Raw genomic sequence first — 24,224 nt, 5'->3', positions numbered from 1 at the left:
CCGTGACCATCCATTCAAACGACTTCGGCCCTGCGCCCCACACCCGCATAGGCTTCCTGCTGTTTCCAGGCTTTCCCATGGCCTGCCTGACCTCGGCAATGGAGCCGCTGCGTGCCGCCAATGAAATCGCCGGGCACCAGGTGTTTTCCTGGTCCCTGGTGACGGAAACCGGCGCGGATGCAGCGGCTTCTGCCGGGGTCCTTTTTCCAGCAGATACCAGCCTGGCAGAAGCCGAGGGGCTCGATTGCCTGTTCATCCTGTCAGGCCCCGAAGCGGAATTCGAAGACCCGGTCTCAGGCCCTGGACGGCTCCGCTACCTGGCCCGTCACGGGGTTGCCATGGGCGCGGTTTCCGGCGGCATATTTCCTCTGGCCCGCAGCGGCCTTCTGACCGGGCGGCGCTGCGCCGTGCACTGGTGCTACCGCAGCGCCTTTCAGGCGGCCTTTCCCGATTGCACCGGCCTGGACCGGCTGATCGTGCGCGACAGCAATGTCCACACGGTCTCCGGCGCCAGCGCCATGTTCGACTTGTCGCTGGACCTGATCGGCAGCGCCCTCGGTGCAGATGCCATGAATGAGGTCGCTTGCCTGTTCCAGCATCCCGTCATCCGCAACGGCAGCACGCGGCAAAAGATCCCGGTTCTGCAAAGCGACCGGACCGTTGACCAAATGCCGCCCGCCGTGAAGGAGGTGATGTCAATATTCTCAGAAAACTTCGAGACACCTGTCAGCATAAGGGATGCAGCGCGATTGGCCGGGATTTCCCCGCGCCAGCTTGAGCGCAGCTTCCGCGCCGCCACCGGCCTCAGCCCCGGAGAGTACTACCGGCGCCAGCGCCTGAAAGCCGCCCGGCAGATGGTGCTCTATTCGTGGGATTCTGTCTCCGAAATCGCCCACGCGGTCGGATATGCCAGCTCCTCAACCTTAACCCTGCACTACCGCAAATTCTACGGCGTCACACCTGTTCAGGACCGCAAGCAGTGCTTTGCCTCCTAAAGCCTGAACCGTTTGAAGGGGGCGTCTTCCGCTAAGTGGAGCTCCCCTTTTCCGGGCCGGCTTCATGCGACCGCTCGGGCTTCTTTCAATTGGCCCGCAAATACCCTTGGCATCATGTTTCCGGGCGAAGAATGCCGCCTGATTTCGATCCAGCGGGCTTTCCAATCGTTGATCCGTATGCGGACGTCATCCATGGGCAGCAACCGTGATACACGAAGGCATTTCTGACGCAGCCCGCTGTTGACGGCTTTTGTATCAGCATTAGGTCTGGCGTTTACAAGTTCCGCCTACAAGCACGGCCCGGAAGGTGAACGCGCACTGGTGGAGCGTCTGCGCCCCCGTCTGCGGGGGATCCCGGTTGTCACCACTTGCCTCGCTGCCGAAACTGCTCTGCGCAGCCTTGGCGTTAAACGGCTGGCGATCGTCAACCCGGCCTGGTTTGACGAAGACCTTGCTGCGCTCGGCGCCCGCTACTTCGAGGCTGCGGGCTTTGATGTGGTTCACCACGCGCCTTGCGGGCTGAAAAGCGGTCAGAAGTACGTGTCCCCGCCTGCGCTCTCCGATTGAATCAAGACAACAGTCGCACCTTCCGGCGCGGACGCGGTTTTTGTGGGCAGCAACGGTCAGCGGGCCATTGGCGTCATTGATGCCGTCGAAAGCCAGTTGGGCATGAAAAATGATAACCGCAAACCAGGTTTTGTTCTGGGGCGCCCTGCAAGCAGCCGGTGTTCAGCCCTCCATTGAAGGATATGGGACGCTTTTTCCAACAATGTAACGCCCATGTGACTTCTAAGTCTGGCAAGTGGCGCGCAGAAGCCATATCGTTGTTTGCAAAAGCAAACGAGTACTGCGCACCACTTGCAGGACCAAGGAGCCACGCAATGAAGCTAGATGTTTGGGATCAGATTTCTGCCTTGTTCTACGGAATCGAAAACCAGCTGACGGAAGAGCTGCGCAGATCCAGCGACCTGGGCCTCAGCGAGTTCCGGACCCTCAAACATCTTTCAGAACAGCCCGACCTGGAACTGCGCATGCAGGAACTGGCGGAAACCCTGATGCTGACCCAGAGCTCGACCACGCGTGTGGTCGAGCGTCTGGAGAAAAGGGGGTTTGTATTCCGGGACAGCTGCCCCAGCGACAAGCGGGGCAAGTACTGCGTCTTGAACGAGCAAGGCAAGAAGTACATCAAGGAGGCCGCCCCGGTTTTCCAAGACTGCCTGGCGCGCGTTCTGAAGAAAACCTTTGAACAAAAGAAAGCGCGCGACGCTGCCCGCGCGCTTTGCGTCCTGACAGAGGTTTGAAGAAACCTGGGCGGAGGGCTGCCTCCGCCGGCGCACAACCTGAGAAGCCACTCAACCAAAATAGGTGCATGCACAAATAAGTTAATTGACAGACACGAAACCCTATCACTATGTTGCATGTGCAAGTAAATAATTAAACCTCCCGTTCGCGGAGGGCCGATCAAAACTTCCCGTGCCTCGCAAGAACGGGTTCAACCTGAAAGGAACAGTAATGCACTGGATTTACCTGATGATCGCAGTTGCTTTTGAAATTTCCGTGGCCATCGCGGCCGGGAAATCGGAAGGCTTCAAGAACGTCAAATGGACCACGATCACGCTTCTCAGCGGTGTGATTGCGACCATCTTCCTCAGCCTCGCCCTGCTGACCTTTGACGTCGGCGTCGGCTACTCGATGTGGACCGCGCTCGCCGGGGTCGGGATCGTGGCGCTTGGCGCGATGTTTTTTAACCAGCGCCTGAGCTTTTCCAAAGGCATCGGCATCCTGATCGTCATCGGCGGCGTCGTCGGCTTGCGGATGAGCGGAGCGGCCTGACCCAATCCGCTTCCCAATTCCCTGTTTCAGACAGAAAGGAATACACAATGACTGACACACGAACTTCTGCGTTTTCTCCATCAGAGGCCGGCAGCAAGGGCGCTTGGGGCGCCCTGCTTCTGGCTGGTGCCTTCGAAGTCGGCTACGCCCTGAGCGTCGGCGGCAGCCAGGCCTTCACCGTCCTGACCTGGTCTGCCTCGGCCATCGTATTTTTCTTGCTGACCCTCTTTTTCCTCAGCGTCGCGCTCAAGTCTATCGACGTAGGCATTGGATACGCCGTCTGGGCCGGCATCGGGTCGATCGGAGCGGCCATTCTGGGTGCCGTGCTGCTGGACCAGCCGTTGACCCTCGCGCAATCCATCTGGCTGGCAGTCATTATCGCCGGCGTGATTTGGCTGAAACTGGCGGACAGTCCGAAGCTCAATTAGCGCTGTGCCCCCGCCCGTGGTGGGGCGACACTGTGCATTGGCTTCTGCAGCCCTGCAGCAGCCGCAGGTCAATGCACCCACCACCCGCCGCAGCCTGGTATTCCGTCAAGGTTGGTCATTGACCCCATGCGGCCCTTTCAGGATGCAGGTGCCAGAGGCCGGCTGAAAAACTCCGCAGTAATCCCCGGGGCGGGGCCTCAACCGCTTTCACTACGGGTGGGGGGCACTCGTCCCCACCTTAGCGTTAAGGGATCTTCGGCGGCACCCGGCCCTCCTGCAGTCGCTGGAGCAGCCGGGAAAGGCCATGACGGAGAGGGTGCTTGCCGGGGAGTTCGGCGCCCTGGGTCCGCTGGTGTATCGTTATTCATCCAGCTTTAAGCCTGTACTGGCCGCGCTCGCTGCGGCTTCCGGGTATAATCTGGTTCTCTACCAGTAGGAGGTTCTGGCAGTTGGAGAATGCTTCCGAAGATCTGCCGGGACTCGCCGATTTAAGCCATAGATGCCCTATTTCACGCAGACATGCTGGGAGGACTTGCACTTAAAAATGTACTACGCCTCGCCTTGCTCGTTGCAAAAGCTGATGCGGCACAATGGCTTAGGCTTGGGAAGTGGTGCCCGGGGGCGGAATCGAACCACCGACACGAGGATTTTCAATCCACTGCTCTACCCCTGAGCTACCCGGGCACGGGAAGGCTGTTCGCCTTGGGTGGGGGCCTTCTATGCTCTGGGCGCGGCGGTGTCCAGAGGGTTTTTTCAAGAAAATCACTAATGGCGGGTCTGAGGCTGTTTTTCTTTCTCAGCCAGCGAAAGCTCTGCTTCTTCCAAAGCGTTTTCAATGTCTTCCGGGTCCTGGCTGGGCACCGCATAAGAGCCGTTCAACCACTTGCCGAGGTCAATATCCGCGCAGCGCTTAGAACAGAAAGGCCGGTAACTCTTTTGCGGGTCCCCGCCGCAGATCGGACAACTCATTTCAGAACCTCCCGCAGCGCAATACGGCCGCGCTTGCGCTGCAGCTCGTAATGGCCAAGGTTGGTCCAGCCGGCCAGAACCGTCTCCTCGGAATCGGCACGGAAGGCGGCCCTCAGCGCGCTCTCGAACCCGCGCCGGTCCTTTTTCGGCATCGGTGCAAGGTCCAGCACAATCTGCCCGCCCAGCCCGCGAACACGCAAGGCGCGCGGCAGGGCTTTGGCCGCAGCCATATTGGCTTTGATACCTGCCGCCAGCGAGGTGTCGGAACCGGTGTTCACATCCACAGCCACCAGGGCGCGGGTCGGTTCGATGAACAGAAACCCGCCGCCAGGCAGCGATTCGCGGATACCTTGTGCTGTATCCAGCGCATCCAGCACCCCCAGACGCTCGAACCCGCCGGGATCGCGTTCCACATCCGCAGGCTCCACCCAGTCGCGCCAGGCCAGCAAATGCGGGCCGTCGCCTTCGGCCAGGACCTCGGCTTCGCCGCCTTCGTCCTGCATCACCTGCGCCGCCAAGGCCGCCATCGCCGCCACATCCTCGGCGATCTCCTCACTGTCCGCACCGGCGCAGGCAGAGCGCAGAATCAGACCGTAACCTGACTCTCCCATCTCTTCATGCGCAATCTCCAGCAGCCGGTCGCGCTCGTCCTCGTCACGGATGCTGCGGGAAATGTTCAGCCCCGGCGCCTCTGGTGTCACAATGGCGTAGCGGCTTTTGAATAAGAGCTTCTGGGTCACCGGGATGGCCTTGCCCGGCTCGGCATAACCGGAGACCTGAACCAGGATCATCTGCCCCGGCGCCAGCCCCTTGACCTGGCGCAAAAAGGCCGGGCCGTCAGGCGTGGTCAGGAACATGCCGCCCTGCCCTTTTACCGGGCGGTCGGCGCGGGCGCGGTAGATGGTGCCGGGCGCCGGCGCATCGCTTTCGATCAGGAAATCTTCCAATTTACCGTCGGCCATCAGCGCGGCGGCTTCACGACCCTGGATGTGGTCGAGGATGATTGTGCGGCCCTTCATGCGGCGGCCTCCTGATACAGCGGCAGCCCGGCGGCGCGCAAAAGATTGGCAGTTTCGGACAGCGGCAGCCCGACAATTCCGGTGAAGGAGCCGCTGATCCAGGGAATGAACGCCCCAGCGGGCCCCTGGATGGCATAGGCGCCGGCCTTGCCCTCCCAATCGCCCGTGGCGAGGTAGGCATTCAGTTCCTCGTCCGACAGGTTTTTCATTTTCACCTGGCTTACCACATCCTTCTCCCAGATGCGGTCGCCGCGGCGCACGGCAACTGCCGTAATCACCCGGTGGCGGCGGCCGGACAGGGCCAGCAGGAACTCCGCCGCCTCGCCCGCGTCGCGCGGCTTGCCGAGGATGCGGCGGCCCAGAGCAACTGTGGTGTCGGCACACAGAACAATATCGTCTGTCCCCGCGGGGACAGCCTGGGTTTTTTCCCGCGTCACCCGGGTGCAATAATCCCGCGGCAGCTCGCCTTTGCGCGGCGTCTCGTCGGTTTCCGGCGGCCGCACCGCGTCGGGATGCACCCCAAGCTGCGCCAAAAGCTGCAGCCGCCGCGGACTGCCCGATCCCAGAATGAATGCCATGCCTTGGCCCTCTCTTTCCGTTCAAGCCGTCTTAATGGCTTTTCCCAGCCTGTGGAAGCCGCCCCCGCCTCTTCATCTTTCGGAAAATACTCCCGCCGGAGGCAGCGGCTGCAAAGCCGCAGAAAAACAAAAGCCCGGCACGATGCCGGGCTTTGTTTGTCTTGGCAGATCAACAGCTTACTTAAAGCGGTAGTTGATCCGGCCCTTGGTGAGGTCGTAAGGTGTCATTTCCACCTGGACCCTGTCGCCAGCCAGAACACGGATGCGGTTCTTGCGCATCTTGCCTGCCGTATGAGCGATGATTTCATGGCCGTTTTCCAGCTCGACCCGAAACGTCGCGTTAGGCAGGAGTTCCTTCACGACACCGGGAAATTCGAGCGTATCTTCCTTGGCCATGTTGTCTCCATCATTGGGTTTACCCGCAAACTGCGGGACGTGCGCTTAAATGGGGGCATTTTCCCAATATTTCAAGGCCTCAATCAGGATAACACGGCTTTTGTGACCGATTTCACCCGCGGCATTTGCTCCTCCCAATGAAGGCGGTTCAGCACCCCGCCATCGGCGCGCACATGGGCAATTGTGTCCAGATCAGCCTCCCCATAGGTCCAGCCCGGCTGGTTCAGCACACCTTCGGCCAGCACACCGGTTCCGGGGAAGCCCTTGTCCGGCGGGCCGAAAATGCCGCCCATGCCGGTGTTCGTGTCCACCGCTTCGGACCATGCATTGTTGCCCACAATGGAGGCCATGGCCGTGACGCACTGGTTCTCCAGTGCCCGCGACATCGCGCCGATGCGCACCCGCCAGTAGCCGGCCAGCGCCTCGGTGCAGGAGGGGACGAGAATCACATCCGCCTCCGCCAGGGAGCGGCCCAGCAGCGGGAACTCGCTGTCATAGCAGATCAGCACACCGATTCTGCCCAAGCTGGTCTCGAAGATCTTGAGCGGCCCGCCCCCGGTGATGCCCCAGGGGTCGCGCTCGAACCGGGTCATGATCTGCTTATCCTGGTGATCGCGGCCGCCGCCGGGCGTGTAGAGCTCCGCCCGGTTCACCGGCCGGTCCAGCCCGCTGTTCACTGGTGCGGATGCTCCCAGAATATGCACCCCGTATTCAGCGGCCAGCCTCAGGTGAAGCGCCGCCGCATCCTCCATTTTTTCGGAAACCGAATGGATCGACTGCGCCAGATCCCCGGCCACTGCCGCCCCGTCCAGGGTGGACAGCTCCATCGCGCCGTATTCCGGGAACACCAGCAGCTCTGCCCCGTTGCCGGCAGCTTCTGCCACCCAGGCGGCCAGCTTGTCTTCATACTGCGCCCAGCTGTCGAGCCAGTCGAGCGGATAGGCGGCGGTGGCGATTTTCATCCTGTATTCCCCTTGTTTAGATGCGGCTCACAGATACCTCCGGTTGCAATCCGCGGCCGCCGGAAACGGGGGGTGGCATCTGTGCACCCCCTGTGCACCACCTGTACACCCCTCGTGCAGCGGCTTGGCAGAAAGCGCTTCGGCCAAACCGTTCTGGCATTACTACAGGTCCCGGACCCAGAACTGCAGAGGCTTCTTTGTCTCTTCCGCCTGATCCACGTCTTTCCAGGAAAAATGCGCGACGGCACCCTCCAGCGGCTGGTAACCGCGTTTGCGCCAGAACGGATCGAGCGGGGCATAATCCGCAGGCCGTAGCGGATGGTCCGCCGGACGCTGCACGCCGCAGAACGCGCATTTGCTGAAGCCGTGCTTGCGGGCATGCGTTTCGCGCGCATCAAAGAAGCCGTGACCCACGCCGTGGCCGCGGTATTCCGGCAGCAGCACGGATTCGGCACAGTAGAAGACGTCTTGCAGATCAATGCCGGTGCCGTCAAAGGCCGCCGCGAAATCATCCGCGTGATCGGCCAGCGGCGCACCGGTGGAGGCACCGACCAGCACATCACCGTCAAAAGCGCCAACCACCACAGCCCGCTCGCTGTCGCGGTAGCTTTGCAGGTACTCCCGCTCATACCCCAGATCACCGTCATAGAGATACGGCCAGGCGCGGAACACCTTGATCCGCAGGCGCGCCACATCGTCCAGCGCGGCCTCCAGCGCCGCGCCGGTCATCGCTTCGACCCGGATCGTCATCCGGCAGACACCTGAGCGATCCAGTCCGCCAGGTTGTAATAGGTGGTGACGCGGGAAATCTTGCCGTCCTTCAGCTCAAAGAACGACCCGCCCGGCAGGCGGTAGGTCTGCCCCTTGGCTTCGGGCAGGCCCTCATCGGTGGCCAGGTAAGTGCCGTTCACAATGAACTCCGCCGCGGCGCGGGAGCCGTCCTCGCTGGAAAAGATCACCATATCGGTCAGCTCTTCCTTGTAGCAGCGGCTCATGTGGGCGCAGAATTCCGCGAATTTCTCCTTGCCCACGCGGATTTTTCCCTCGTTCACGTGGTGGGCAATCTGGTCGTCCAGGCAGTCCAGCATGGTGTCCGTGTCGCCGGCGTTGAAGGCTGCAAAGTAGCGCGCGATGGTGTCGGTCATGTTCTCTCCGTCGGTTCGCCCCAGCGGTTTTTCAGGTGCTGGATGATTTGGTCCCGTGTTTGCCGGTACACGTCTAGCTTGGCAGCGCGCGTCTCGCCGAGCCCGGTTGGGTCCATAATCGGCCAATATTCGACATCAAGGTGAAAAAAACGGGTGAGTTCGAGCGCCCGGCGCTGGCTGGCTGGCGACAGCGCCACAACCAGATCGAACGACGACAGATCATCCCCCCAACGCTCCATCTCGTCAAAGGAACGCGAGCGGTGGCGCGACAGCTCGACGTCGATTTCCTGGCAGACCGCGATCGAGAAGCCGTCGATTTCCATGTCGTTCTTGACACCGGCGGACTGCACATAGGTGCCGGTGCCATAGAATTTCTTCATGATGCCCTCCGCCATCGGAGAGCGGACCGAATTGTGGTCGCAACAGAACAGAACGGACTGCGGCAGCTCCTCCACCCGTCAGCCTCCGAAATGCAGGACGCAGATCAGGGTGAACAGGCGGCGGGCGGTGTCGGTGTCGACCTCGGCTTTGCCTTCCAGCCGCTCCTGCAGCACCCGGCTGCCCTCGTTGTGGATGCCGCGCCGGGCCATGTCGATGGTCTCAATCTGGCTTGGCGGCATGGTCTTCACGGCGGTGAAATAGCTCTCGCAGATCTGGTAATAATCCTTCACCACCTGCCGGAACGGCGACAGCGACAGGTGAAACTCCGCGGCCTTCTCGCCGGCTTCGGTGTTGATGTCGAAGACCAGCCGCTTGTCGCGGATCGCCAGCCCCAGGTGGTAGGGGCCGTCCGGCAGATCGCGGTCCTCGCGGGACGGCAGGGTAAAGCTGTTATCTTCGATCAGGTCATAGATCGCCACCTTGCGCTCCTGCTCGATCTCAGGTGTCGGAGGCGGCAGGTTGCGGTCGTCCAGTTCAATGTGGCTGATGCGGCTCATGGGTCTTTGTCTCTATATGCGCTAAGGCGTCCGGCCATGAGTATCGCACCGGCGCGGCTGGGGCAATGCAGCAGCAGGCGTCACGGCACAGGCGGTTTGCGGCAGCGCTTGACAGACAACGCCCTCCTGCCCAGCCTGTCCCCGGCAGGAGGCAGGATGATGACAGGGCTGGAACAGTTTTCCCTCGCAGGACAGCGCGCGCTGGTGACCGGATCCACGGACGGGCTGGGGTTCGCCGCCGCCCGGCTGCTGGCTGAGGCCGGGGCCGAAGTCTGGATCAACGGCCGCAGCGAAGCGCGGGTGGCGGCGGCAGTGGCCCGGATGCCGGGAACCGCCCGTTCTATGGTTCTGGATGTGGCAAATGAAGAGGCTTGCGTTGCGGCGATGGAGGAGATCGCGGCAGCAGGCGGGCTGGACATTCTGGTCAACAACGTTGGCCAGCGCGACCGCCGCAGCCTGCCGGAATTTTCCCGCGCCGATCTGCAGGCGCTGTGGGAGGTCGATCTGGTCTCCCCCTTCCGCCTGAGCCAGCTGGCGGCGGCGCAAATGGCGGCCAAGGGCAATGGCCGCATTATCAATATCTCCTCAATTGCGGGCCTTATCGCGCAGGCGGGCGACGCCGCCTATACCACTGCCAAGGCAGGTATCAACGGCATGACCAGGGCGCTGGCGGCAGAGCTTGGCGCCAAGGGCATCACCGTGAATGCAATCGCCCCGGGGTTCTTCAAGACCGCCCCCAACATGGCCGCCGCCGCAGATCCGGCGATTGCGGAAAAGCTAAAAGCTGCTACCTCCCTCGGCCGCTGGGGCGAGCCTGAGGAGCTGGCACCGGCCATCCTGTTCCTCGCCTCCCCGGCCGCGTCCTACATCACCGGGCAGGTGCTGGCGGTGGATGGCGGCTATACCGCACACTATTGAGTGCTGCGTCATTTTTCCGGGAAAAATGACTTGCGGCCTCCGGCGGGGATATTTGGGGCCAGATGAAGCAACGGATCCTTAACCAAACCTGGCAACCCTCGTCCCGCGGTACAGGCGGGGACGCCGATGACCGCGCCAGGTGAAGCGCCCCGGCGGGCCGGGGCGCGGATCCCCTTTCATCTGGCTGAAAATATCCCGGGGTGAATGCGCGCCCCGCGCGCAGAGGGGCGGAGCCCCTCCGCCGCTTACTTGTTCAGCGCATCCAGCCGCGCCGTGACGGACAGCCCGTGCGCCTCCAGGCTTTCGCTTTCCGCCAGCACCTCCGCCGCCGGGCCAATGGCGCGCAGCGCATCCGGGGTCATCTGGCTGAGCGTCGTGCGCTTGAGGAAGTCCATCACCGACAGGCCGGAGGAGAACCGGGCCGAGCGCGCGGTCGGCAGCACGTGGTTCGGGCCTCCGACATAGTCGCCGATGGCTTCGGGCGTGTACTGCCCCAGGAAAATGGCACCCGCGTGAACTGTCTGTTCGCTGAGCGCCGCCGGATCGGCGACACACAGCTCAAGGTGTTCCGGCGCGATGCGGTTGGACAGAGCCGCGGCCTCATCCAGATCGCGCACGGTGATCACGGCGCCGAAATCGCGCCAGGAGGCGCCAGCAATGGCGCGGCGCTCCAGCGTTTCCAGGCGTTTGTCCACCGCCTCAGCCACCGCGCGGCCAAAGCCCTCGTCGTCAGTGATCAGGATCGACTGGGCGCTTTCGTCGTGTTCGGCCTGGCTCATCAGGTCCAGCGCGATCCAGTCCGGGTTATTGTCCTTGTCCGCAATCACCAGGATTTCGGACGGGCCCGCAATCATGTCGATGCCGACCTTGCCGAACACCCGCCGCTTGGCTGCGGCGACAAAGGCGTTTCCGGGGCCGGTGATCTTGTCCACCGGCGCGATGGTTTCGGTGCCATAGGCCAGTGCCGCCACCGCCTGCGCGCCTCCGACCCGGTAGATTTCATCCACGCCAGCGATCCTGGCGGCCAGCAGCACCAGCGGGTTGATCTGGCCGTCCGGCGTTGGCACGGTGACCGCCAGCCGCCCTACCCCTGCGACCTTGGCGGGTATGGCATTCATCAGCACCGAGGACGGGTAGGAGGCCAGGCCGCCCGGCACATAAAGCCCTGCCGCCGAGACCGCCGACCAGCGCCAGCCCAGCGTTGCGCCGGTCTCATCCGTCCAATGCGCATCCTCCGGCATCTGGCGGGCGTGGTAGGCGCGGATCCGTTCCGCTGCCAGCTCCAGTGCGGCGCGTTCTTCGGCGGAAACATCGGCGATGGCCGCATCCACCTCCGCATCGGTGATGCGCAGCTGCGCAGGCGTCAGCTCCAGCCGGTCGAATTTGGCAGTCAGCTCCACCAGCGCCGCGTCGCCGCGGGCGCGGACGTCAGCAATGATCCCGGCCACGATGGCGTCCACGTCCGGGCTGTCCTCTCGTTTGGCACCCAAGAGCGCCGTGAAGGATTGCTCGAAATCGGAATCGGCGGTGTTCAGAAACTGCGGCATCGGGATCTCCTTTGGCCTCCGCATAACCGCATGGGGAGACAGCCTCAAGATTTATGCGGCAAGCGGAGCAATTGGACGCAACAGCAGCGGTGTGATTTCAGCCGGCCTGTGCCGCCCCCGTCAGACCAGCGGCTTGCGCATCGGGATGCAAGGAAAACCGCAGCAGGCCGCTGGAGCCTCTTCCTGCCGCCAGCCATGTTTCCGGTAGAAGCCCAGCGCGGTGCGGGTTGCGTTCAAACGCCCCTCGCCATGGCCAGCGCTGCGCAGCTCCGTCTCTAGATGCGTCAGCATTGCGGTGCCTGTGCCCTGCCCTGAAGCGCTGGGGGCCGCATAGAGCAATGTCACCGTGCCATCCGGATGCAGCCCGCCCACAGCCTCGGCCCGGCCGCTGCGCTCGGCCAGCCAGTAGCGCCCGGCGTCTCCGAACCAGGCCCGGATTTGCCCGGGCGACTTACCGGCGGTCCAGGCGGCAATCCGCTGCGGATCGCCGCAGTGATCGGCGTGGCACAGATCGCGGATCGAATCCGTGAGAACCCGGCTCATGGCAAATACGTCAAAAACAGACGCGGGACGGATCTCCAGGCGGCCGGATGAGCGGGCAAAGACCTGAGAGATACCGCGCTTGTTCTGCAAGATCAGGCGCCATGATCCGGCGCTTTGCCCGACGGAGCGCGGTACGGGCGGGTCACATCGCGCAAGGACACCTCCAGCGCTTCGACCGACAGGCGGATGGCACCATCGCCCGCCAGGGTCAGCAGCACATGGCCGGTGCCGTCCTCACCGGGTTCGAAATCGACGGCCAGCAGGGACAGCACAAGATCCTTATCCCTGCGGTCCACCCCTTGCGAGGCCACACGCAGCACATTGTCCACCACCAGCAGCGACCGCACCCGCTCGTAATCACGGCCGCGGCGCTCGGCAGCGTCGCGGTCTTCCCAGCGGAAACGGTTCAGCAGCAAGGCAAAGCGGCGCTCGGATGCGCGCCAGCTCATTTCGGTTGCCGGAAAGACCGCATCCTGGACCAGGGAGGAGATGACCTTGAGGTCCTCCTCCTCCAGTGCGCCCAGGTTCAGCGGAACCTCGCGGCCATCTTCGAAACTAGCATCAGCCATTACTGCTCCTTGATCCGCTCGATTCTGGCGCCGACACCGGACAGCTTGCGCACCACATGCTCGTAGCCGCGGTCCAGGTGGTAGACCCGGCTCACTTTGGTTTCACCTTCCGCCGCCATGCCGGCGAGAATCAGCGAGACCGAGGCGCGCAGGTCGGTGGCCATGACGGGCGCGCCTTTCAGCTTTTCGACACCGGTCACCGTGGCATGGCCGCCGTGCACCTCGATCTGCGCGCCCATCCGCACCAGCTCCGGCGCGTGCATGAAGCGGTTTTCAAAGATCTTCTCTTCCAGCACCGAGGTGCCTTCGGCGGTGCACATCAGCGCCATCATCTGCGCCTGCAGGTCGGTCGGGAAGCCCGGGAAGGGTTCGGTCACCACATCCACAGCCCGCACACGGCCGTTCTTGCGGCTGACGGTCAGGCTGTTTTCGTTTTCGGCAATCTCAATGCCCGCCGCTTCCAGCTTGCCGCAGAAGCTTTCCAGCAGGCTGCGGCGCCCGCCCAGCAGTTCCACTTCGCCGCCGCAGATGGCCGGGGCCAGCATATAGGTGCCAAGCTCGATCCGGTCGGTGACCACCTGGTGAGTCGCGCCATGCAAACGGTCAACGCCCTGGATAGTAATGTCCGGGCTGCCGTCGCCCTCGATCTGGGCGCCCATCTTGCGCAGGCAGTCCGCCAGGTCGACAATCTCAGGCTCGCGCGCGGCGTTCTTGATGACGGTGGTGCCCTTGGCGAGCGTTGCCGCCATCATGATGTTCTCGGTCGCCCCGACCGAAGCGAAGCTCAGCTCCACCACGGCACCTTTCAGGCCCTTGGGCGCCTTGGCGTGCAGATAGCCGTCTTTCAGCTCAATCTCGGCACCCAGCGCCTCAAGACCATGGATGTGCAGATCCATCGGCCGCGCGCCGATGGCGCAGCCGCCCGGCAGCGACACCACCGCCTGGCCCAGGCGGGCCAGCATCGGACCCAGCACCAGGTTGGAGGCGCGCATCTTGCGCACGATGTCATAGTCGGCAACGTGGCTGGTGAGGTCATGGCTGGACATCGCCAGCACCTGGCCATCCTGCAGGCTGGAGACCTCGGCACCCAGCGACTGCAGCAGCAGCGTCATCGTCTTGATGTCGCTGAGCCGAGGCGCATTGGTGAGCGTCAGCGGCTCTTCGCTCAGGAGCGTCGCCGGCATCAGCGTCAGGCAGGCGTTCTTGGCGCCGGCGATCGGGATCTGCCCGTGCAGCGGGCCATTGCCCGTAACCAGAATCGAATCCATCTGCTCTTACTCTCCGCTTTTGCCCGTATCCTGGTCCTGCTTGTCCGCCCGCGCCTTGGCCTGCGCCTTGCGCCGGGCCATGTTAGCCTTGAGCGCAGCCTTCAGCCGGTCTTCGCGGGAGGCCGCAGATCCGTCGTTTTTCGGTGTTTTCTTCTCTGCCATAGAACTTCTGTAACTTAGTGCGAAAAAACCGTCCAGAATGCTCTTGCGCCCCTCCGCGTTTATGCCTAAAAGCCCCCTCACCGGCGCTGCTGTAGCTCAGAGGTAGAGCACTCCCTTGGTAAGGGAGAGGTCGAGAGTTCAATTCTCTCCAGCAGCACCATCTTCCAAAACATCACTGTTTTCAGAGGCTTGGCTAACTGCGTCGCGCCGTTGATGCAGCTTTGCAAGGCTAACTGCCGCTGCAGGCAGGCAATATCTGCAAAGAATAAGAGGTTTTCGCGCTGCTGTCGGCATTGGCGGCCTGCCGCTCGCTTTCCGGCCGGAACTGTCCCGTCAGCGGAACGGTGCGCACGCTCCAACAGATTCGCAGGCGCCGGAACGCCTGACGGCGGTAATTGGCTCAGCACCGGCGATTCGCCGCATTCGCGCAGGCCGCATATAACAATGAATCGGTACTTTTGCGGCTTATCACCCGCCAGCCGCCGCAAATCGGGGGCATTGAAGCAGAAGTTAACGCTGCGGAAATGAATCCCCCTGAGTGTTCTTCCATCAAGCGCCACCCGGCTGGCACAGCCCGCCGCCGCACCTAGGCGGCCGGGCAGACCGAAATGTTGATGGGAACCACGCTCAAATGACCCGACTGTCCAAATTCTGGGGCAATATGCGGCTGGGCCGCAAGCTGCCGCTGTCCATCGCCGCTCCGACCATCCTGCTGACCCTCGCCTCAGGCTTCTTTTTTGCCTGGGAGGCCGGGCAGGCGCTGAAGGCCAACCGCGAAGCCGCTTATGCGACGCTGCTGGAGGAACGGAAGGAAGCGCTCGAATCCTGGGTGGCGGATCTGCGCTCGCAGACCCGGACCCTGGTTGCCAGCAAGGCCGTCGAAACGGCGCTGCGCGATTTCTCTAATGGCTTTTACTCGCTGGGCGATGATCCCGCCGGACACCTGCGTGCCACCTACGCCGACGGCAACCCCAACCCTGTCGGCGAGCGCTACAAACTGCTGGACGCCAAGGACAAATCAGCCTGGTCCATCCGCCACAAGATGAACCACGCCGGCTTTGTCACTTTTCTGGAAGAACAGGGTTTCCTGGATGCCTACCTTTTGGATGTGCAGGGCAACATGGTCTACTCGGTCCAGAAGAACGACGATTTCGCGCTGAATTATCTGGACGGACCGTATAAGGACAGCGGGCTGGGCCAGGCATTCCGGACCGCGCTGGAGCTGGAGCAGGGCGATGTGTTCCTGTCGCAGATGGCCGCCTATGAAGCGGGCGGCGGGGCCGCGGCCATGTTCATTTCCTCGCCGGTCTTCAAAAAAGGCGCGCTCATGGGGGCGTTGGTCCTGCGCGTGCCCGTGGGGGAGATCGCCGGGATCCTGTCACACTCCGCGCTGCTGGGGGAGACGGGCCAGGCCTATCTGGTACGCGGTGATGGCGTTGCTCTGACCGCATCGAGCCGTGAGGGCGGCCACCGGATCCTGTCGCAGCTGCCGCAACTGCAGCAGATCGATGCCGCGATCAGCGGCGAGGAAAGCACGTTCTCCGGCACCCCGGGCCTGTCGGGTCAGCCGGTTGAGGCGATGGCCGGGCGCGTCGGACTGGACGACCGGACCTGGGGCATCGTGCTGGAAGTCGACAGCGCCGAGGCGCTGGCCGCGCAGAAGAGCCTGGTCAATGCTGCCATGCTGCAGGCGGTTGGCGTTGCGCTTGCGGTGGCGCTGCTGTCCTGGGTGGCCGCCCGCAGCATCGCCCGCAAGGTGTCAGCGCTGTCCGACAGCGTCGAGCATATTGCGGCCAAGGATTACGGCCATCCGGTTGCGGGCAACGGAACCGGCGACGAATTCGGCAACATCGCAGGCATCCTGGAAGGGTTCAAAACCGATCTTCAGAATGCCCAGACCGCCGAGGAGGAACGGGCCGAGTTGCAGCGCCAGCAGGACCATGTGGTCAGCGAGCTGCGCAGCGGCCTGAAGCATCTGGCGGCCGGTGACTTCTCAAGCACGATCACACAGCCTTTCCCCGAAGCCTATCAAGGCCTGCGATCCGACTTCAACCAGACGGTCGACACGCTGAATGCAACGGTGCGTGAAGTGGTCGAAGCCACCACCAGCATCCGCAGCGGCACGCATGAGATCAGCCAGGCATCAGACGACCTGTCGCAGCGCACCGAAAGCCAGGCGGCCACGCTTGAACAGACCGCGGCGGCGCTGGACCAGATGACCGCCAGCGTCAAGGCGGCTGCCGACGGCGCCCGCGGGGTGGAAACCGCGATGAACAACGCCCGGGACGAGGCCGAAACCAGCGGCGAGGTGGTTCAGAACGCGGTGGCCGCAATGACCGAGATTGAGCAGTCCTCGGCCCATATCTCGCAGATTATCACCGTGATCGACGACATCGCCTTCCAGACCAACCTGCTGGCGCTGAACGCCGGGGTCGAGGCCGCGCGGGCGGGCGAAGCCGGGCGCGGATTCGCGGTTGTCGCCTCCGAAGTGCGGGCGCTGGCGCAGCGCTCCTCTGATGCGGCGATGGAGATCAAGGCGCTGATTTCCAACTCCGGGGAACAGGTGGCCAAGGGCGTCGACCTGGTCGGCAAAGCCGGTGAGGCGCTGAACAGCATCGTTTCGCAGGTTACCCATATTTCAGGGCTGGTGTCCGGCATTGCAGAAGGTGCTGCAGAGCAATCTACCGGTATCGGCGAGATCAACACCGGCGTGATGCAGCTGGATCAGGTGACCCAGCAGAATGCCGCTATGGTGGAGGAGATGACCGCGGCTGGTCAGCTGCTCAACGGCGACGCCTCCAAGCTGGCGGGGCTGGTGGCCAGATTCGATGTCGGGCTTGAGATGCCGCCGCCGCGCCAGCCTGCCGAACCGGCCCTGCCCTCGGCGCATGGGTCCGGCTGGGACGATCTGCCGGACAGCCTGGCTTCAGCGCCAGCCGCAGATGGATCTGAAGCCTTGGCGAAATGGCAGGATTTCTGAAGCCGCGGGCTGCGTGCCCGCAAAACCGGAAAGGGTCATCTGCTGCGGACACGCATCGGGGCGCGAAGCCAGGCTGTTACGGCCTGGCTGCGCGCTGTGCCGCAACACGACCGGCCCGCGCCAGTCAAGGCCGGCGCAGCTTCGCCGCTGCAAGAGCCGGTGTTGTGCAAACCTGATTTTCAGACTTTAAGGAGATGTTGAAGCAGAACCGGACACCTGACGAGCAGAGCCCTGGCGGCTGTCAGAGGAGATTCGCGCAAATGCAAAAGGTGGCTAGATGGCCCTGAAAAAGACGTCCCCAGGCTGGCTGCGCGTGCTCAGCAACCGAACCTATCTTCCTGCCCTGCTGGCCTTGGCGGTTGTTTGCGCCGCCGGGTATTTTGCCGAGCGTCAGAACGATACGATCCATCATCAGTCCGAGCGCGCCCGGATCCAGCAGCAGGCCGGGCTGATCAAGTCCCGCCTGGAAGGCCAGCTGAACGGCGACTATCAGCGGCTGCGCGGGCTCGCCGCCATGCTGGCAACAGAGCCGGACATGCCGCAAGCGCGGTTCAGCCAGATTGCAGAGCAGGTTCTGATGGGACAGACCGCGATCCGGCATATCGGCGGCGCCCCGGGGCTCGTGGTCTCGCTGATGCACCCGCTTGAGGGCAACGAATCGGCGATCGGGCTGGATTACACCAAAAACGCTGCCCAGCGGGCGGCGGCGCACCGGGTGCGCGACAGCGGCCAGATGGTGCTGGCCGGGCCGGTGAACCTGGTGCAAGGCGGCACCGGCTTTATCTACCGGCTGCCCATCTTCACAGGCCCGGAAGACCAGCAGCAGTTCTGGGGAATCCTGTCCGCCGTGGTTGAAACCGGGAAACTCTATGCTGAAACCGGCGTTACCGGCGGGGACACGGGGCTGGAAATTGCCCTTGCCGGCAAGGACGGCACCGGCGCAGGCGGCCAGCAGTTCTTTGGCTCTGCAGATGTTCTTGCCGGCGATCCGGTCGTGATGGAAATCAACCTGCCGAACGGCTCCTGGCAGCTGACAGCCCGGCCTGAGGGCGGCTGGCAAAGCCGGCCGGGCAATCTGTGGCAATTGCGGCTGGTGCTGCTGGCGGCCGGGACCCTGATTGTGTTTCCGACTTTCCTGGCCGGCAGGCTGTCTGCCGCGCGGCAAACTGTGATCGGCCAATTGCGGCGCCGGGAAGCAGAGCTGGAAGCGGTCTCGCGGCGGCTGGAGATTGCGGTCAAGACCTCCCGGGTTGGCATCTGGGAATGCGATGCCGAAAACAAGCGTGTCAGCTGGGACAGCCGGATGCATGAACTGTACGGTGTTCCCCGGGAAGACGGGCCGCTGGCGGGCAGCGCCTGGAACGCCAGGCTGCACCCGCAGGACAGGGACCGGGTTGTCAGATCCCTGGAGGCGTCCGAGCACGCCAAGACGAACTTTGCGTCAGAGTTCCGCATCGTGCTGGATGATGGCACAGTCAAGCATATACGCGCGTTGGCCAGCCCGTTCACAGATGCGCAGGGCCGCGACTGGATGATCGGCGTCAACTGGAATGTGTCCGAAGACGTGCGCCTGCGCGAGGAGCTGATTCATGCCAACCAGGCCCTGTCCGAACGGAATACCGAGCTGAAAGAAGGCAAGCGGGCGCTGGAAGACGCCCATGCCGAGCTGCAGAAACAGCAGGCGGAACTGCACCGGCTGTCGCTGGTCGCCAAACACGCCTCCGACAGTATCATCCTGACAGATGCCAGCCGAAACATCCTTTGGGTTAATGACGCCTTTTCGCGGGCCACCGGTTACACTGCTGCCGAAGCGATTGGCCGGACACCCTCCGATCTGCTGGACGGGCCCAAAACCGACATAGAAGTGATCCGGGAAATGAACCGCCACAAGGAGCGCGGGGTTCGGTACCACAACGAGATTCTCAACTACACCAAGGACGGCGAGGAGGTTTGGTTCGACACCAACATCGTGCCCGTGACCGGAGCCGATGGCGAGGTTGACCTGATCATCGGCATTGAGCGGGACATCACCCGCAGCAAGCAGCGCGAACGGGAACTGGCCGAAGCCAAGCTGGCAGCCGAGCACGCGGACCGGGCCAAGTCGGAGTTTCTGGCCAACATGAGCCACGAAATCCGCACCCCAATGAATGGGATCATCGGCATGGCAGACCTTTTGGCGGAGGCCGACCTGACGGCCGACGATGAGCAGAACGTGGAGACAATCCGCAGCTCGGCGCAGGCGCTGCTGAAAATCATCAACGACATCCTCGACCTGTCGCGGCTGGAAGCCGGGAAATTCGCAATTACCAATGAGGATTTCAATCTTCGGGACTGCGTCAATGGCGCCGCCGACCTGTTCCGCCCGAAAGCGCTGGAAAAAGGCCTGTCGATGCGGGTCAGCTATGCGGATGGCCTGCCGGAATGGCTGCACGGGGATGACGGGCGGTTGCGCCAGATCCTGGTCAATCTGATTGGCAATGCGGTGAAATTCACATCGGACGGCAAGATCGCGGTGCGGGTCTTTCATGCGGACGGCGATCCCTGCCGCCTTGTGGTTGAGGTTGAGGACAGCGGCATCGGGATCTCCGGCACCCAGGCCAGCCACATCTTTGACCGTTTCACCCAGGCCGATGCCGCGACCACCAAGGTCTTTGGCGGCACCGGGCTGGGGCTGACGATTTCCAGCATGCTGGCCAAGCGGATGGGCGGCGGCATATCGGTGCAATCGAAGCTGGGCAAAGGCTCCTGCTTCCGGCTGGAGCTGCAAATGGCGCCGGCCCGCCAAGCGCTGAGCCCGGCGGCGGCGCCGCTGCCGGACGCACCGCCGCAGCTTGCTCCTTGCCGGGTTCTGCTGGCCGAGGACAATCAGACCAACAGGCTGCTGATCCGCAAATTCCTGCGCGGGCAGCCGGCTGAACTGGCAGAGGCCGGGAACGGCCGCGCCGCGGTTGAGATGTGCAAGGAACTGCAGCCCGACATCATCCTGATGGACATGTCGATGCCGGAACTCGATGGCATCGCCGCCACGCGGGAAATCCGCAGCCTGCCCATTCCGCAGCCGATCATTGTGGCCCTCACGGCCAATGCCTTCTCCAGCGACCGGCAGGCCTGCCTGGACGCCGGCATGGATCACTTTCTGGCCAAGCCGGTGAAAAAGGCGGTGCTGCTGCATACTCTCGCCGCCGCTTTGGCCGAAGCGAAAGATGCTCAGCAACGGCCCCGCGCCAGCGCCTGACGCCCGCAAGGCAGCCCTCGCAGGCAATGCGCGGCCGCGAGGCGCCGGCGCTAGACGGCTGTTCCGATCAGCGAAACGCCTGCGGCCATCAGCACCGCTGCTCCCAGGCGCCGGATCCAATTGCCCTCCTTTAGAAAGACAAAGCCGATGAGTGCCGCAAAGATCACCGAGGTTTCCCGCAGCGCGGATACCGCTCCCAGCGGGGCGAAGTTTTTAGCATATAGCACCAGACCGTAGGCTGTCATCGACACCAGCCCGCCTGCGAAGCCCAAGGCCCAGGTCCGTACCGGCAGACCCGCCAGGGTGTTGCGCTTGCGCACGGCGACAAAGCCCGCGATGAAGATATGCAGGAACGCCCCCCAGGCCCAATAGCTGAGCGTGTTGCCAGAGAGGCGCACCCCTATGCCGTCGACCAGAGAATAGACGGAAATGCAAAAACCGGTCCCCGCGGCAAATCCCAGCGCGGCACGCCCCACGCCGGAGCGCAGCGCTTTCCAGCTGCTGAGCTGGATGCCCAAGGCAATCACACCAATCCCGATCCAGGCCTGCAGCGGCAGCACCTCCCCGGCAAAGATCATCGCCCAGATCCCCACCAGCGCCGGGACGATCCCGCGGGCGATCGGGTAGACAACGCTGAGGTCGCCATGCTGATAGGCCCGCCCCAGCATGTAGTAGTACCCGAAATGCACGGCCGTGGAGAGCAGGATGTAGACAAAGCTTTCTGCCGACGGCAACGGCAACACCGCGATCATCACGGACGCGGGGATGACATGGCCAAAGGCAACCAGCCCCAGCGTGGTGGTGCGGTCGGCGGCGGTTTTCACGATGGCGTTCCAAACCGCGTGCAGCAGCGCCGCCGACAAGATGATCGCAATGATTACGGGAGTCATGTTGAATACAGGTCTTTAAATCAGGGGCCGGATTATGCCTTAGTCGGCTTCTTCCGGCCTCATTTCCTCAATCAGCCGGGTCTCCAGCAACTGGCCGTTGCGGTAGAGCACGGGATAGGCCACCGCCGCGATGTGGCTGTTGAATTCGCGTAACGCTCTTAACGTCTCCAAGTGGATGTCCGACGTGTCAAAGCTGTCGCGGGCGCCGTTCTGCAACCGCCGCAGGTGGCGTTTACGGCTGTCGCGCTCCATCCGTTTCAGCTCGGTCTTTTCCAGGCTCAACAGCCGCGCGCTTTCCAGATCATCGGAAATCAGCACGTTGGAGGCCAGCTGCATATTGGCCAGGATCGCCTCATGCATACGGGTGATCTCCAGCCAGCCATCGCGGGAAAACCGCAGATCCTTTTTTCGCATCTCGCCGGCCAGCACCGTCAGGCGGCGGGCCACCACGTCGCCGGCGGTCTCCAGGCGGATGGCGTATTCCATCAGGCTTCGGGCCGTCTTCAGCTGCTCCTCGCTGAACGCCTCCTCCGGGACCGCGGCCACATACTGGCGGATGCCTGACAGGCAGGCGTTGACCTCAACGTCCATCTGCTGCACCGCGCGGATCTGCTCCTTGGTGCCTGCCTGATACAGCTCCAGCACCGGGCGGAACATGGCGTTGACCTGGTCGGACATCCGCAAAAGTTCACGCGTAAGGTTGGCCACGGCTTGCGCCGGCGAGCCGTAGCTGCCCTGCTCCAGCGCGCTGACCGGCCGGCCCGGCGGCTGCGTTTGAGGCGCCGCCGGGTCCGGGAACAGCCGGGTAAAGACGCCGCCAAGCGGCGTGCAGGCCGGCAGCGCCAGCAGCAGCAGTGCCGCGTTGAACAGAAGGTGCGCGCTGACCAGCATCTGGCCGCCCTGGGGATCGCCAAGCCAGCCCTGGCGCAGCGCCAGATTGGCGCCGAACAGGCAGATCACCGCCCAGGTTCCGCGCAGGGCGAGGTTGGCATAGGGAATGCGCCGTGCCTTCAGATCCATACCGCGGCTAAGCCAGACCGGGATGAAGGCGGAGCCGAAATTCGCCCCCAGCACCAGCGACAGCCCCGCGGCAAAGGGGATGGCACCGATCTGCACCAGCGTCACGCACATCAGGATCGCGGCGACGGAGGAATGCATCACAAAGGCCAGCGCGCCGCCGACCAGGAAGGCGGTGATATAATCGCGTGCCAGGTAGCCCGCGATGGCGGGCAGAAAGGCACTGTCGCGGATCGGATCCATCGCCTCACGCAGAAACCTGAGCGATATCAGGATGAAAGCCACTCCCATCAGGATCCGCCCCAGCTGGCGGGCCTTCTTGGCCTCAGTCTTGACGAACAGGTAGCCGCCGACAGCCAGCAGCACCGGCACCAGCCAGTCGAGCTTGAACGACAGGATCTGAATGATCAGCGCCGACCCCAGATCACCGCCCAGCACGATCGCGAGCCCGGTCGGAAAAGCCAGATAGCCGCTGGCGGCAAAACCGGACGTGAGCAGCGCCACCGCCGCCGAGCTTTGCAGCACAATTGCCAGGATCAGCCCCATCAGGCCCGCCTGCAGGTGGCTCTGCCGCCCGGTCAGCAGCCGCTGGAATGAGGCGCCATAGCTGCGCTCGATGCCCGTCCGCACCATACGCACCGCATACAGCAGCAGCATCGTGGCGCCCGCGAGGCTCAGAAGGAAGGTCAGTATCGCCATATCAGGCTCCGGTTACCCCTCCCGGCAAGGAGGTGTTGTTCGTATGATAATTGACGCTGTATCAGCACAGCCGGTCTGCAGGGGCAACCGGGGAGAGGCAAAGCCTCGGGATACGGCCTCCGCAGCAGCCAGTTCGCTCACCCGCTTTTTCCGGGCGCAATCTCGGTCTTCACCCCCCAGCCGGACAGCGCAGCAGCCAGCTTCTTGCCCGGCGCCCGGTCAGTGAACAGAAAGTCGATCCGGCGCGGCGACGGGCCGCAATGCGGCGCGGTTTCGTCGAACTTGGGGTGGGCGATGACGACGGCAAGCTGCTCGGTGCACTCCGCGACGACTCGCGCAAGCTGCGCCTCAGCTGCGCTGTGGTAAAGGATCCCCTGCTTTGCGGAGAAGCCGTCCGCCGACAGGATAGCCAGATCCAGCGCGAAGCGGCGCACCTGCTGTTCGGTGACAAAGCCAAAGGTGCCGCGCTCATTGCTTTGCAGTTCGCCGCCCAGAAAATGCACCCGGTTGCCATTGTGGTTTGCCAGCGTCTGCGCCGCCCCGATGGAATTGGTCACAACGGTCAGGCTGGATTTCTGCCGCAGCTCCTCGGCGGCGAAGGCGGTGGTGGACCCAACATCCAGAAACAGCGCCATGCCATCGCGGACATGCGCGGCGACCCGGGCTGCAATCTGTGCCTTTTCCTTCTGGTGTTCGGAGATGCGCCGGGCGAAGCTTGTGGCGCTTTGCGGCCCCGCCAGGAAGGCGCCGCCATGCACACGCTGCACCGCACCTGCCTTGTCCAGCGCCTTTATGGTGCGGCGCACGGTTTCCTCAGAGACATCGAGCATTCTGGCAAGTTCCGCACTGCGGGCTGAACCGCCCAGGCGGCGCAATGCGTCGACAAGCTCCAGTTCGCGGTGGGAAAGGGAAAGAGAGTCCGGCAAGAGGGAACCTGTTTGCAAATGCGATCTTGATGCGATTAGGCATCGCTTGGCGCCGCATTACAACATGAACCCACAGTTTCCCACAAATTTTTGGACTTTCTGGCCATTTCGCTGAGATTTCACCTAAGCAAGCCTGCCGCCCGCCCAGCCGTCAGACACTCCCGCCCCTTTCCGGCCTGCCTGAGGCCGTCCCGAAAGCGTTGGGCA

At 63.3% G+C, this 24,224-nt stretch carries 25 protein-coding genes and 2 tRNA genes; 9 read left to right on the top strand and 18 right to left on the bottom strand.

What is annotated here, in order from left to right; all coding sequences use genetic code 11:
• Window positions 1-2 precede the first annotated feature (2 nt).
• The 5 genes from AC4HIX_RS17755 to AC4HIX_RS17735 all read left to right on the top strand — a co-directional run bounded on the left by AC4HIX_RS17755 (window position 3) and on the right by AC4HIX_RS17735 (window position 3,256).
• Window positions 3-995 carry a GlxA family transcriptional regulator gene (locus tag AC4HIX_RS17755; protein ID WP_475047768.1) on the top strand — a complete coding sequence of 331 codons (993 nt, stop codon included), beginning with the start codon at window positions 3-5 and terminating at the stop codon, window positions 993-995.
• Between the two features lie 240 nt (window positions 996-1,235).
• The gene (locus AC4HIX_RS17750; RefSeq protein WP_490399947.1) at window positions 1,236-1,562 is read left to right on the top strand and encodes a hypothetical protein; all 327 of its coding nucleotides are present in this window, start codon (window positions 1,236-1,238) and stop codon (window positions 1,560-1,562) included.
• 314 nt (window positions 1,563-1,876) lie between these two features.
• Window positions 1,877-2,296: a MarR family winged helix-turn-helix transcriptional regulator gene (locus AC4HIX_RS17745; RefSeq protein WP_490399946.1), complete on the top strand. Its 420-nt coding sequence runs from the start codon at window positions 1,877-1,879 to the stop codon at window positions 2,294-2,296.
• A gap of 211 nt (window positions 2,297-2,507) precedes the next feature.
• Complete coding sequence (locus tag AC4HIX_RS17740) at window positions 2,508-2,828, top strand: DMT family transporter (RefSeq protein WP_475047777.1); 321 nt, start codon at window positions 2,508-2,510, stop codon at window positions 2,826-2,828.
• 47 nt (window positions 2,829-2,875) lie between these two features.
• On the top strand, window positions 2,876-3,256 hold the full coding sequence (locus tag AC4HIX_RS17735; RefSeq protein ID WP_490399945.1) for a DMT family transporter: 381 nt from the start codon (window positions 2,876-2,878) through the stop codon (window positions 3,254-3,256).
• Between the two features lie 609 nt (window positions 3,257-3,865).
• Here AC4HIX_RS17735 and AC4HIX_RS17730 read toward each other — a convergent pair.
• The 10 genes from AC4HIX_RS17730 to AC4HIX_RS17685 all read right to left on the bottom strand — a co-directional run bounded on the left by AC4HIX_RS17730 (window position 3,866) and on the right by AC4HIX_RS17685 (window position 9,263).
• Window positions 3,866-3,940 (bottom strand) — tRNA-Phe (locus tag AC4HIX_RS17730).
• Between the two features lie 81 nt (window positions 3,941-4,021).
• Complete coding sequence (locus tag AC4HIX_RS17725) at window positions 4,022-4,225, bottom strand: DNA gyrase inhibitor YacG (protein WP_475047804.1); 204 nt, start codon at window positions 4,223-4,225, stop codon at window positions 4,022-4,024.
• On the bottom strand, window positions 4,222-5,244 hold the full coding sequence (locus AC4HIX_RS17720; protein ID WP_490399944.1) for a ribonuclease E/G: 1,023 nt from the start codon (window positions 5,242-5,244) through the stop codon (window positions 4,222-4,224). The genes AC4HIX_RS17725 and AC4HIX_RS17720 overlap by 4 nt, the downstream gene beginning before the upstream one ends.
• Entirely contained in the window at window positions 5,241-5,822 is a 582-nt protein-coding gene (locus tag AC4HIX_RS17715) for a Maf family protein (RefSeq protein WP_475047810.1), read from the bottom strand. The genes AC4HIX_RS17720 and AC4HIX_RS17715 overlap by 4 nt, the downstream gene beginning before the upstream one ends.
• Before the next feature lie 177 nt (window positions 5,823-5,999).
• A complete protein-coding gene (infA, locus tag AC4HIX_RS17710) occupies window positions 6,000-6,218 on the bottom strand; it encodes a translation initiation factor IF-1 (RefSeq protein ID WP_005620785.1) in 219 nt (72 codons plus the stop codon).
• Between the two features lie 83 nt (window positions 6,219-6,301).
• Window positions 6,302-7,180, bottom strand: a complete 879-nt coding sequence (locus tag AC4HIX_RS17705) for a carbon-nitrogen hydrolase family protein (RefSeq protein WP_490399943.1) — start codon at window positions 7,178-7,180, stop codon at window positions 6,302-6,304.
• 162 nt (window positions 7,181-7,342) lie between these two features.
• Window positions 7,343-7,930 (bottom strand): GNAT family N-acetyltransferase, encoded by a 588-nt coding sequence (locus tag AC4HIX_RS17700; protein ID WP_490399942.1) that lies wholly within the window; start codon window positions 7,928-7,930, stop codon window positions 7,343-7,345.
• Window positions 7,927-8,325 carry a ketosteroid isomerase-related protein gene (locus tag AC4HIX_RS17695; RefSeq protein ID WP_490399941.1) on the bottom strand — a complete coding sequence of 133 codons (399 nt, stop codon included), beginning with the start codon at window positions 8,323-8,325 and terminating at the stop codon, window positions 7,927-7,929. The genes AC4HIX_RS17700 and AC4HIX_RS17695 overlap by 4 nt, the downstream gene beginning before the upstream one ends.
• On the bottom strand, window positions 8,322-8,780 hold the full coding sequence (locus AC4HIX_RS17690) for an arsenate-mycothiol transferase ArsC (protein WP_475047821.1): 459 nt from the start codon (window positions 8,778-8,780) through the stop codon (window positions 8,322-8,324). The genes AC4HIX_RS17695 and AC4HIX_RS17690 overlap by 4 nt, the downstream gene beginning before the upstream one ends.
• Before the next feature lie 3 nt (window positions 8,781-8,783).
• Entirely contained in the window at window positions 8,784-9,263 is a 480-nt protein-coding gene (locus tag AC4HIX_RS17685; protein ID WP_475047824.1) for a UPF0262 family protein, read from the bottom strand.
• 159 nt (window positions 9,264-9,422) lie between these two features.
• Here AC4HIX_RS17685 and AC4HIX_RS17680 point away from each other — a divergent pair, with 159 nt between their 5' ends.
• On the top strand, window positions 9,423-10,181 hold the full coding sequence (locus AC4HIX_RS17680; protein WP_490399940.1) for an SDR family oxidoreductase: 759 nt from the start codon (window positions 9,423-9,425) through the stop codon (window positions 10,179-10,181).
• Between the two features lie 245 nt (window positions 10,182-10,426).
• On the opposite strand, the gene hisD is transcribed toward AC4HIX_RS17680, so the two are convergent.
• The 5 genes from hisD to AC4HIX_RS17655 all read right to left on the bottom strand — a co-directional run bounded on the left by hisD (window position 10,427) and on the right by AC4HIX_RS17655 (window position 14,270).
• On the bottom strand, window positions 10,427-11,728 hold the full coding sequence (hisD, locus tag AC4HIX_RS17675; RefSeq protein ID WP_490399939.1) for a histidinol dehydrogenase: 1,302 nt from the start codon (window positions 11,726-11,728) through the stop codon (window positions 10,427-10,429).
• Between the two features lie 120 nt (window positions 11,729-11,848).
• Window positions 11,849-12,271 (bottom strand): GNAT family N-acetyltransferase, encoded by a 423-nt coding sequence (locus AC4HIX_RS17670; RefSeq protein ID WP_490399938.1) that lies wholly within the window; start codon window positions 12,269-12,271, stop codon window positions 11,849-11,851.
• Window positions 12,272-12,363: 92 nt separating this feature from the next.
• Window positions 12,364-12,840 carry a DUF2948 family protein gene (locus AC4HIX_RS17665; RefSeq protein WP_490399937.1) on the bottom strand — a complete coding sequence of 159 codons (477 nt, stop codon included), beginning with the start codon at window positions 12,838-12,840 and terminating at the stop codon, window positions 12,364-12,366.
• Window positions 12,840-14,108 (bottom strand): UDP-N-acetylglucosamine 1-carboxyvinyltransferase, encoded by a 1,269-nt coding sequence (gene murA / locus AC4HIX_RS17660; protein ID WP_490399936.1) that lies wholly within the window; start codon window positions 14,106-14,108, stop codon window positions 12,840-12,842. The genes AC4HIX_RS17665 and murA overlap by 1 nt, the downstream gene beginning before the upstream one ends.
• A gap of 6 nt (window positions 14,109-14,114) precedes the next feature.
• Window positions 14,115-14,270: a hypothetical protein gene (locus AC4HIX_RS17655; protein ID WP_008556790.1), complete on the bottom strand. Its 156-nt coding sequence runs from the start codon at window positions 14,268-14,270 to the stop codon at window positions 14,115-14,117.
• Between the two features lie 85 nt (window positions 14,271-14,355).
• Between AC4HIX_RS17655 and AC4HIX_RS17650 the strand changes: the two genes are divergently transcribed.
• The 3 genes from AC4HIX_RS17650 to AC4HIX_RS17640 all read left to right on the top strand — a co-directional run bounded on the left by AC4HIX_RS17650 (window position 14,356) and on the right by AC4HIX_RS17640 (window position 20,485).
• Window positions 14,356-14,430 (top strand) — tRNA-Thr (locus AC4HIX_RS17650).
• 471 nt (window positions 14,431-14,901) lie between these two features.
• Window positions 14,902-17,250 carry a methyl-accepting chemotaxis protein gene (locus AC4HIX_RS17645; RefSeq protein ID WP_490399935.1) on the top strand — a complete coding sequence of 783 codons (2,349 nt, stop codon included), beginning with the start codon at window positions 14,902-14,904 and terminating at the stop codon, window positions 17,248-17,250.
• 277 nt (window positions 17,251-17,527) lie between these two features.
• Window positions 17,528-20,485 carry a PAS domain S-box protein gene (locus tag AC4HIX_RS17640; protein WP_490399934.1) on the top strand — a complete coding sequence of 986 codons (2,958 nt, stop codon included), beginning with the start codon at window positions 17,528-17,530 and terminating at the stop codon, window positions 20,483-20,485.
• Window positions 20,486-20,535: 50 nt separating this feature from the next.
• On the opposite strand, the gene AC4HIX_RS17635 is transcribed toward AC4HIX_RS17640, so the two are convergent.
• The 3 genes from AC4HIX_RS17635 to AC4HIX_RS17625 all read right to left on the bottom strand — a co-directional run bounded on the left by AC4HIX_RS17635 (window position 20,536) and on the right by AC4HIX_RS17625 (window position 24,017).
• The gene (locus AC4HIX_RS17635; RefSeq protein ID WP_490399933.1) at window positions 20,536-21,375 is read right to left on the bottom strand and encodes an EamA family transporter; all 840 of its coding nucleotides are present in this window, start codon (window positions 21,373-21,375) and stop codon (window positions 20,536-20,538) included.
• 39 nt (window positions 21,376-21,414) lie between these two features.
• On the bottom strand, window positions 21,415-23,091 hold the full coding sequence (locus AC4HIX_RS17630; protein ID WP_490399932.1) for a Na/Pi cotransporter family protein: 1,677 nt from the start codon (window positions 23,089-23,091) through the stop codon (window positions 21,415-21,417).
• Window positions 23,092-23,228: 137 nt separating this feature from the next.
• Window positions 23,229-24,017: a DeoR/GlpR family DNA-binding transcription regulator gene (locus tag AC4HIX_RS17625; protein ID WP_490399931.1), complete on the bottom strand. Its 789-nt coding sequence runs from the start codon at window positions 24,015-24,017 to the stop codon at window positions 23,229-23,231.
• Window positions 24,018-24,224 lie beyond the last annotated feature (207 nt).

Source organism: Leisingera sp. (assembly GCF_982940295.1).
This window is presented reverse-complemented; position numbering and strand designations above follow the sequence as displayed.

Bases quoted from the DNA above. Each gene is read 5' to 3' on its own strand.
- AC4HIX_RS17695 (WP_490399941.1), bottom strand. From the start codon at position 8,325: ATGACCGACACCATCGCGCGCTACTTTGCAGCCTTCAACGCCGGCGAC.
- AC4HIX_RS17725 (WP_475047804.1), bottom strand. From the start codon at position 4,225: ATGAGTTGTCCGATCTGCGGCGGGGACCCGCAAAAGAGTTACCGGCCT.
- AC4HIX_RS17665 (WP_490399937.1), bottom strand. From the start codon at position 12,840: ATGGCTGATGCTAGTTTCGAAGATGGCCGCGAGGTTCCGCTGAACCTG.
- AC4HIX_RS17735 (WP_490399945.1), top strand. From the start codon at position 2,876: ATGACTGACACACGAACTTCTGCGTTTTCTCCATCAGAGGCCGGCAGC.
- AC4HIX_RS17680 (WP_490399940.1), top strand. From the start codon at position 9,423: ATGACAGGGCTGGAACAGTTTTCCCTCGCAGGACAGCGCGCGCTGGTG.
- hisD (WP_490399939.1), bottom strand. From the start codon at position 11,728: ATGCCGCAGTTTCTGAACACCGCCGATTCCGATTTCGAGCAATCCTTC.
- AC4HIX_RS17630 (WP_490399932.1), bottom strand. From the start codon at position 23,091: ATGGCGATACTGACCTTCCTTCTGAGCCTCGCGGGCGCCACGATGCTG.
- AC4HIX_RS17705 (WP_490399943.1), bottom strand. From the start codon at position 7,180: ATGAAAATCGCCACCGCCGCCTATCCGCTCGACTGGCTCGACAGCTGG.
- AC4HIX_RS17635 (WP_490399933.1), bottom strand. From the start codon at position 21,375: ATGACTCCCGTAATCATTGCGATCATCTTGTCGGCGGCGCTGCTGCAC.
- AC4HIX_RS17700 (WP_490399942.1), bottom strand. From the start codon at position 7,930: ATGACGATCCGGGTCGAAGCGATGACCGGCGCGGCGCTGGAGGCCGCG.
- AC4HIX_RS17720 (WP_490399944.1), bottom strand. From the start codon at position 5,244: ATGAAGGGCCGCACAATCATCCTCGACCACATCCAGGGTCGTGAAGCC.
- AC4HIX_RS17745 (WP_490399946.1), top strand. From the start codon at position 1,877: ATGAAGCTAGATGTTTGGGATCAGATTTCTGCCTTGTTCTACGGAATC.
- AC4HIX_RS17640 (WP_490399934.1), top strand. From the start codon at position 17,528: ATGGCCCTGAAAAAGACGTCCCCAGGCTGGCTGCGCGTGCTCAGCAAC.
- AC4HIX_RS17740 (WP_475047777.1), top strand. From the start codon at position 2,508: ATGCACTGGATTTACCTGATGATCGCAGTTGCTTTTGAAATTTCCGTG.
- murA (WP_490399936.1), bottom strand. From the start codon at position 14,108: ATGGATTCGATTCTGGTTACGGGCAATGGCCCGCTGCACGGGCAGATC.
- AC4HIX_RS17670 (WP_490399938.1), bottom strand. From the start codon at position 12,271: ATGAGCCGGGTTCTCACGGATTCGATCCGCGATCTGTGCCACGCCGAT.
- AC4HIX_RS17655 (WP_008556790.1), bottom strand. From the start codon at position 14,270: ATGGCAGAGAAGAAAACACCGAAAAACGACGGATCTGCGGCCTCCCGC.
- infA (WP_005620785.1), bottom strand. From the start codon at position 6,218: ATGGCCAAGGAAGATACGCTCGAATTTCCCGGTGTCGTGAAGGAACTC.
- AC4HIX_RS17715 (WP_475047810.1), bottom strand. From the start codon at position 5,822: ATGGCATTCATTCTGGGATCGGGCAGTCCGCGGCGGCTGCAGCTTTTG.
- AC4HIX_RS17685 (WP_475047824.1), bottom strand. From the start codon at position 9,263: ATGAGCCGCATCAGCCACATTGAACTGGACGACCGCAACCTGCCGCCT.
- AC4HIX_RS17645 (WP_490399935.1), top strand. From the start codon at position 14,902: ATGACCCGACTGTCCAAATTCTGGGGCAATATGCGGCTGGGCCGCAAG.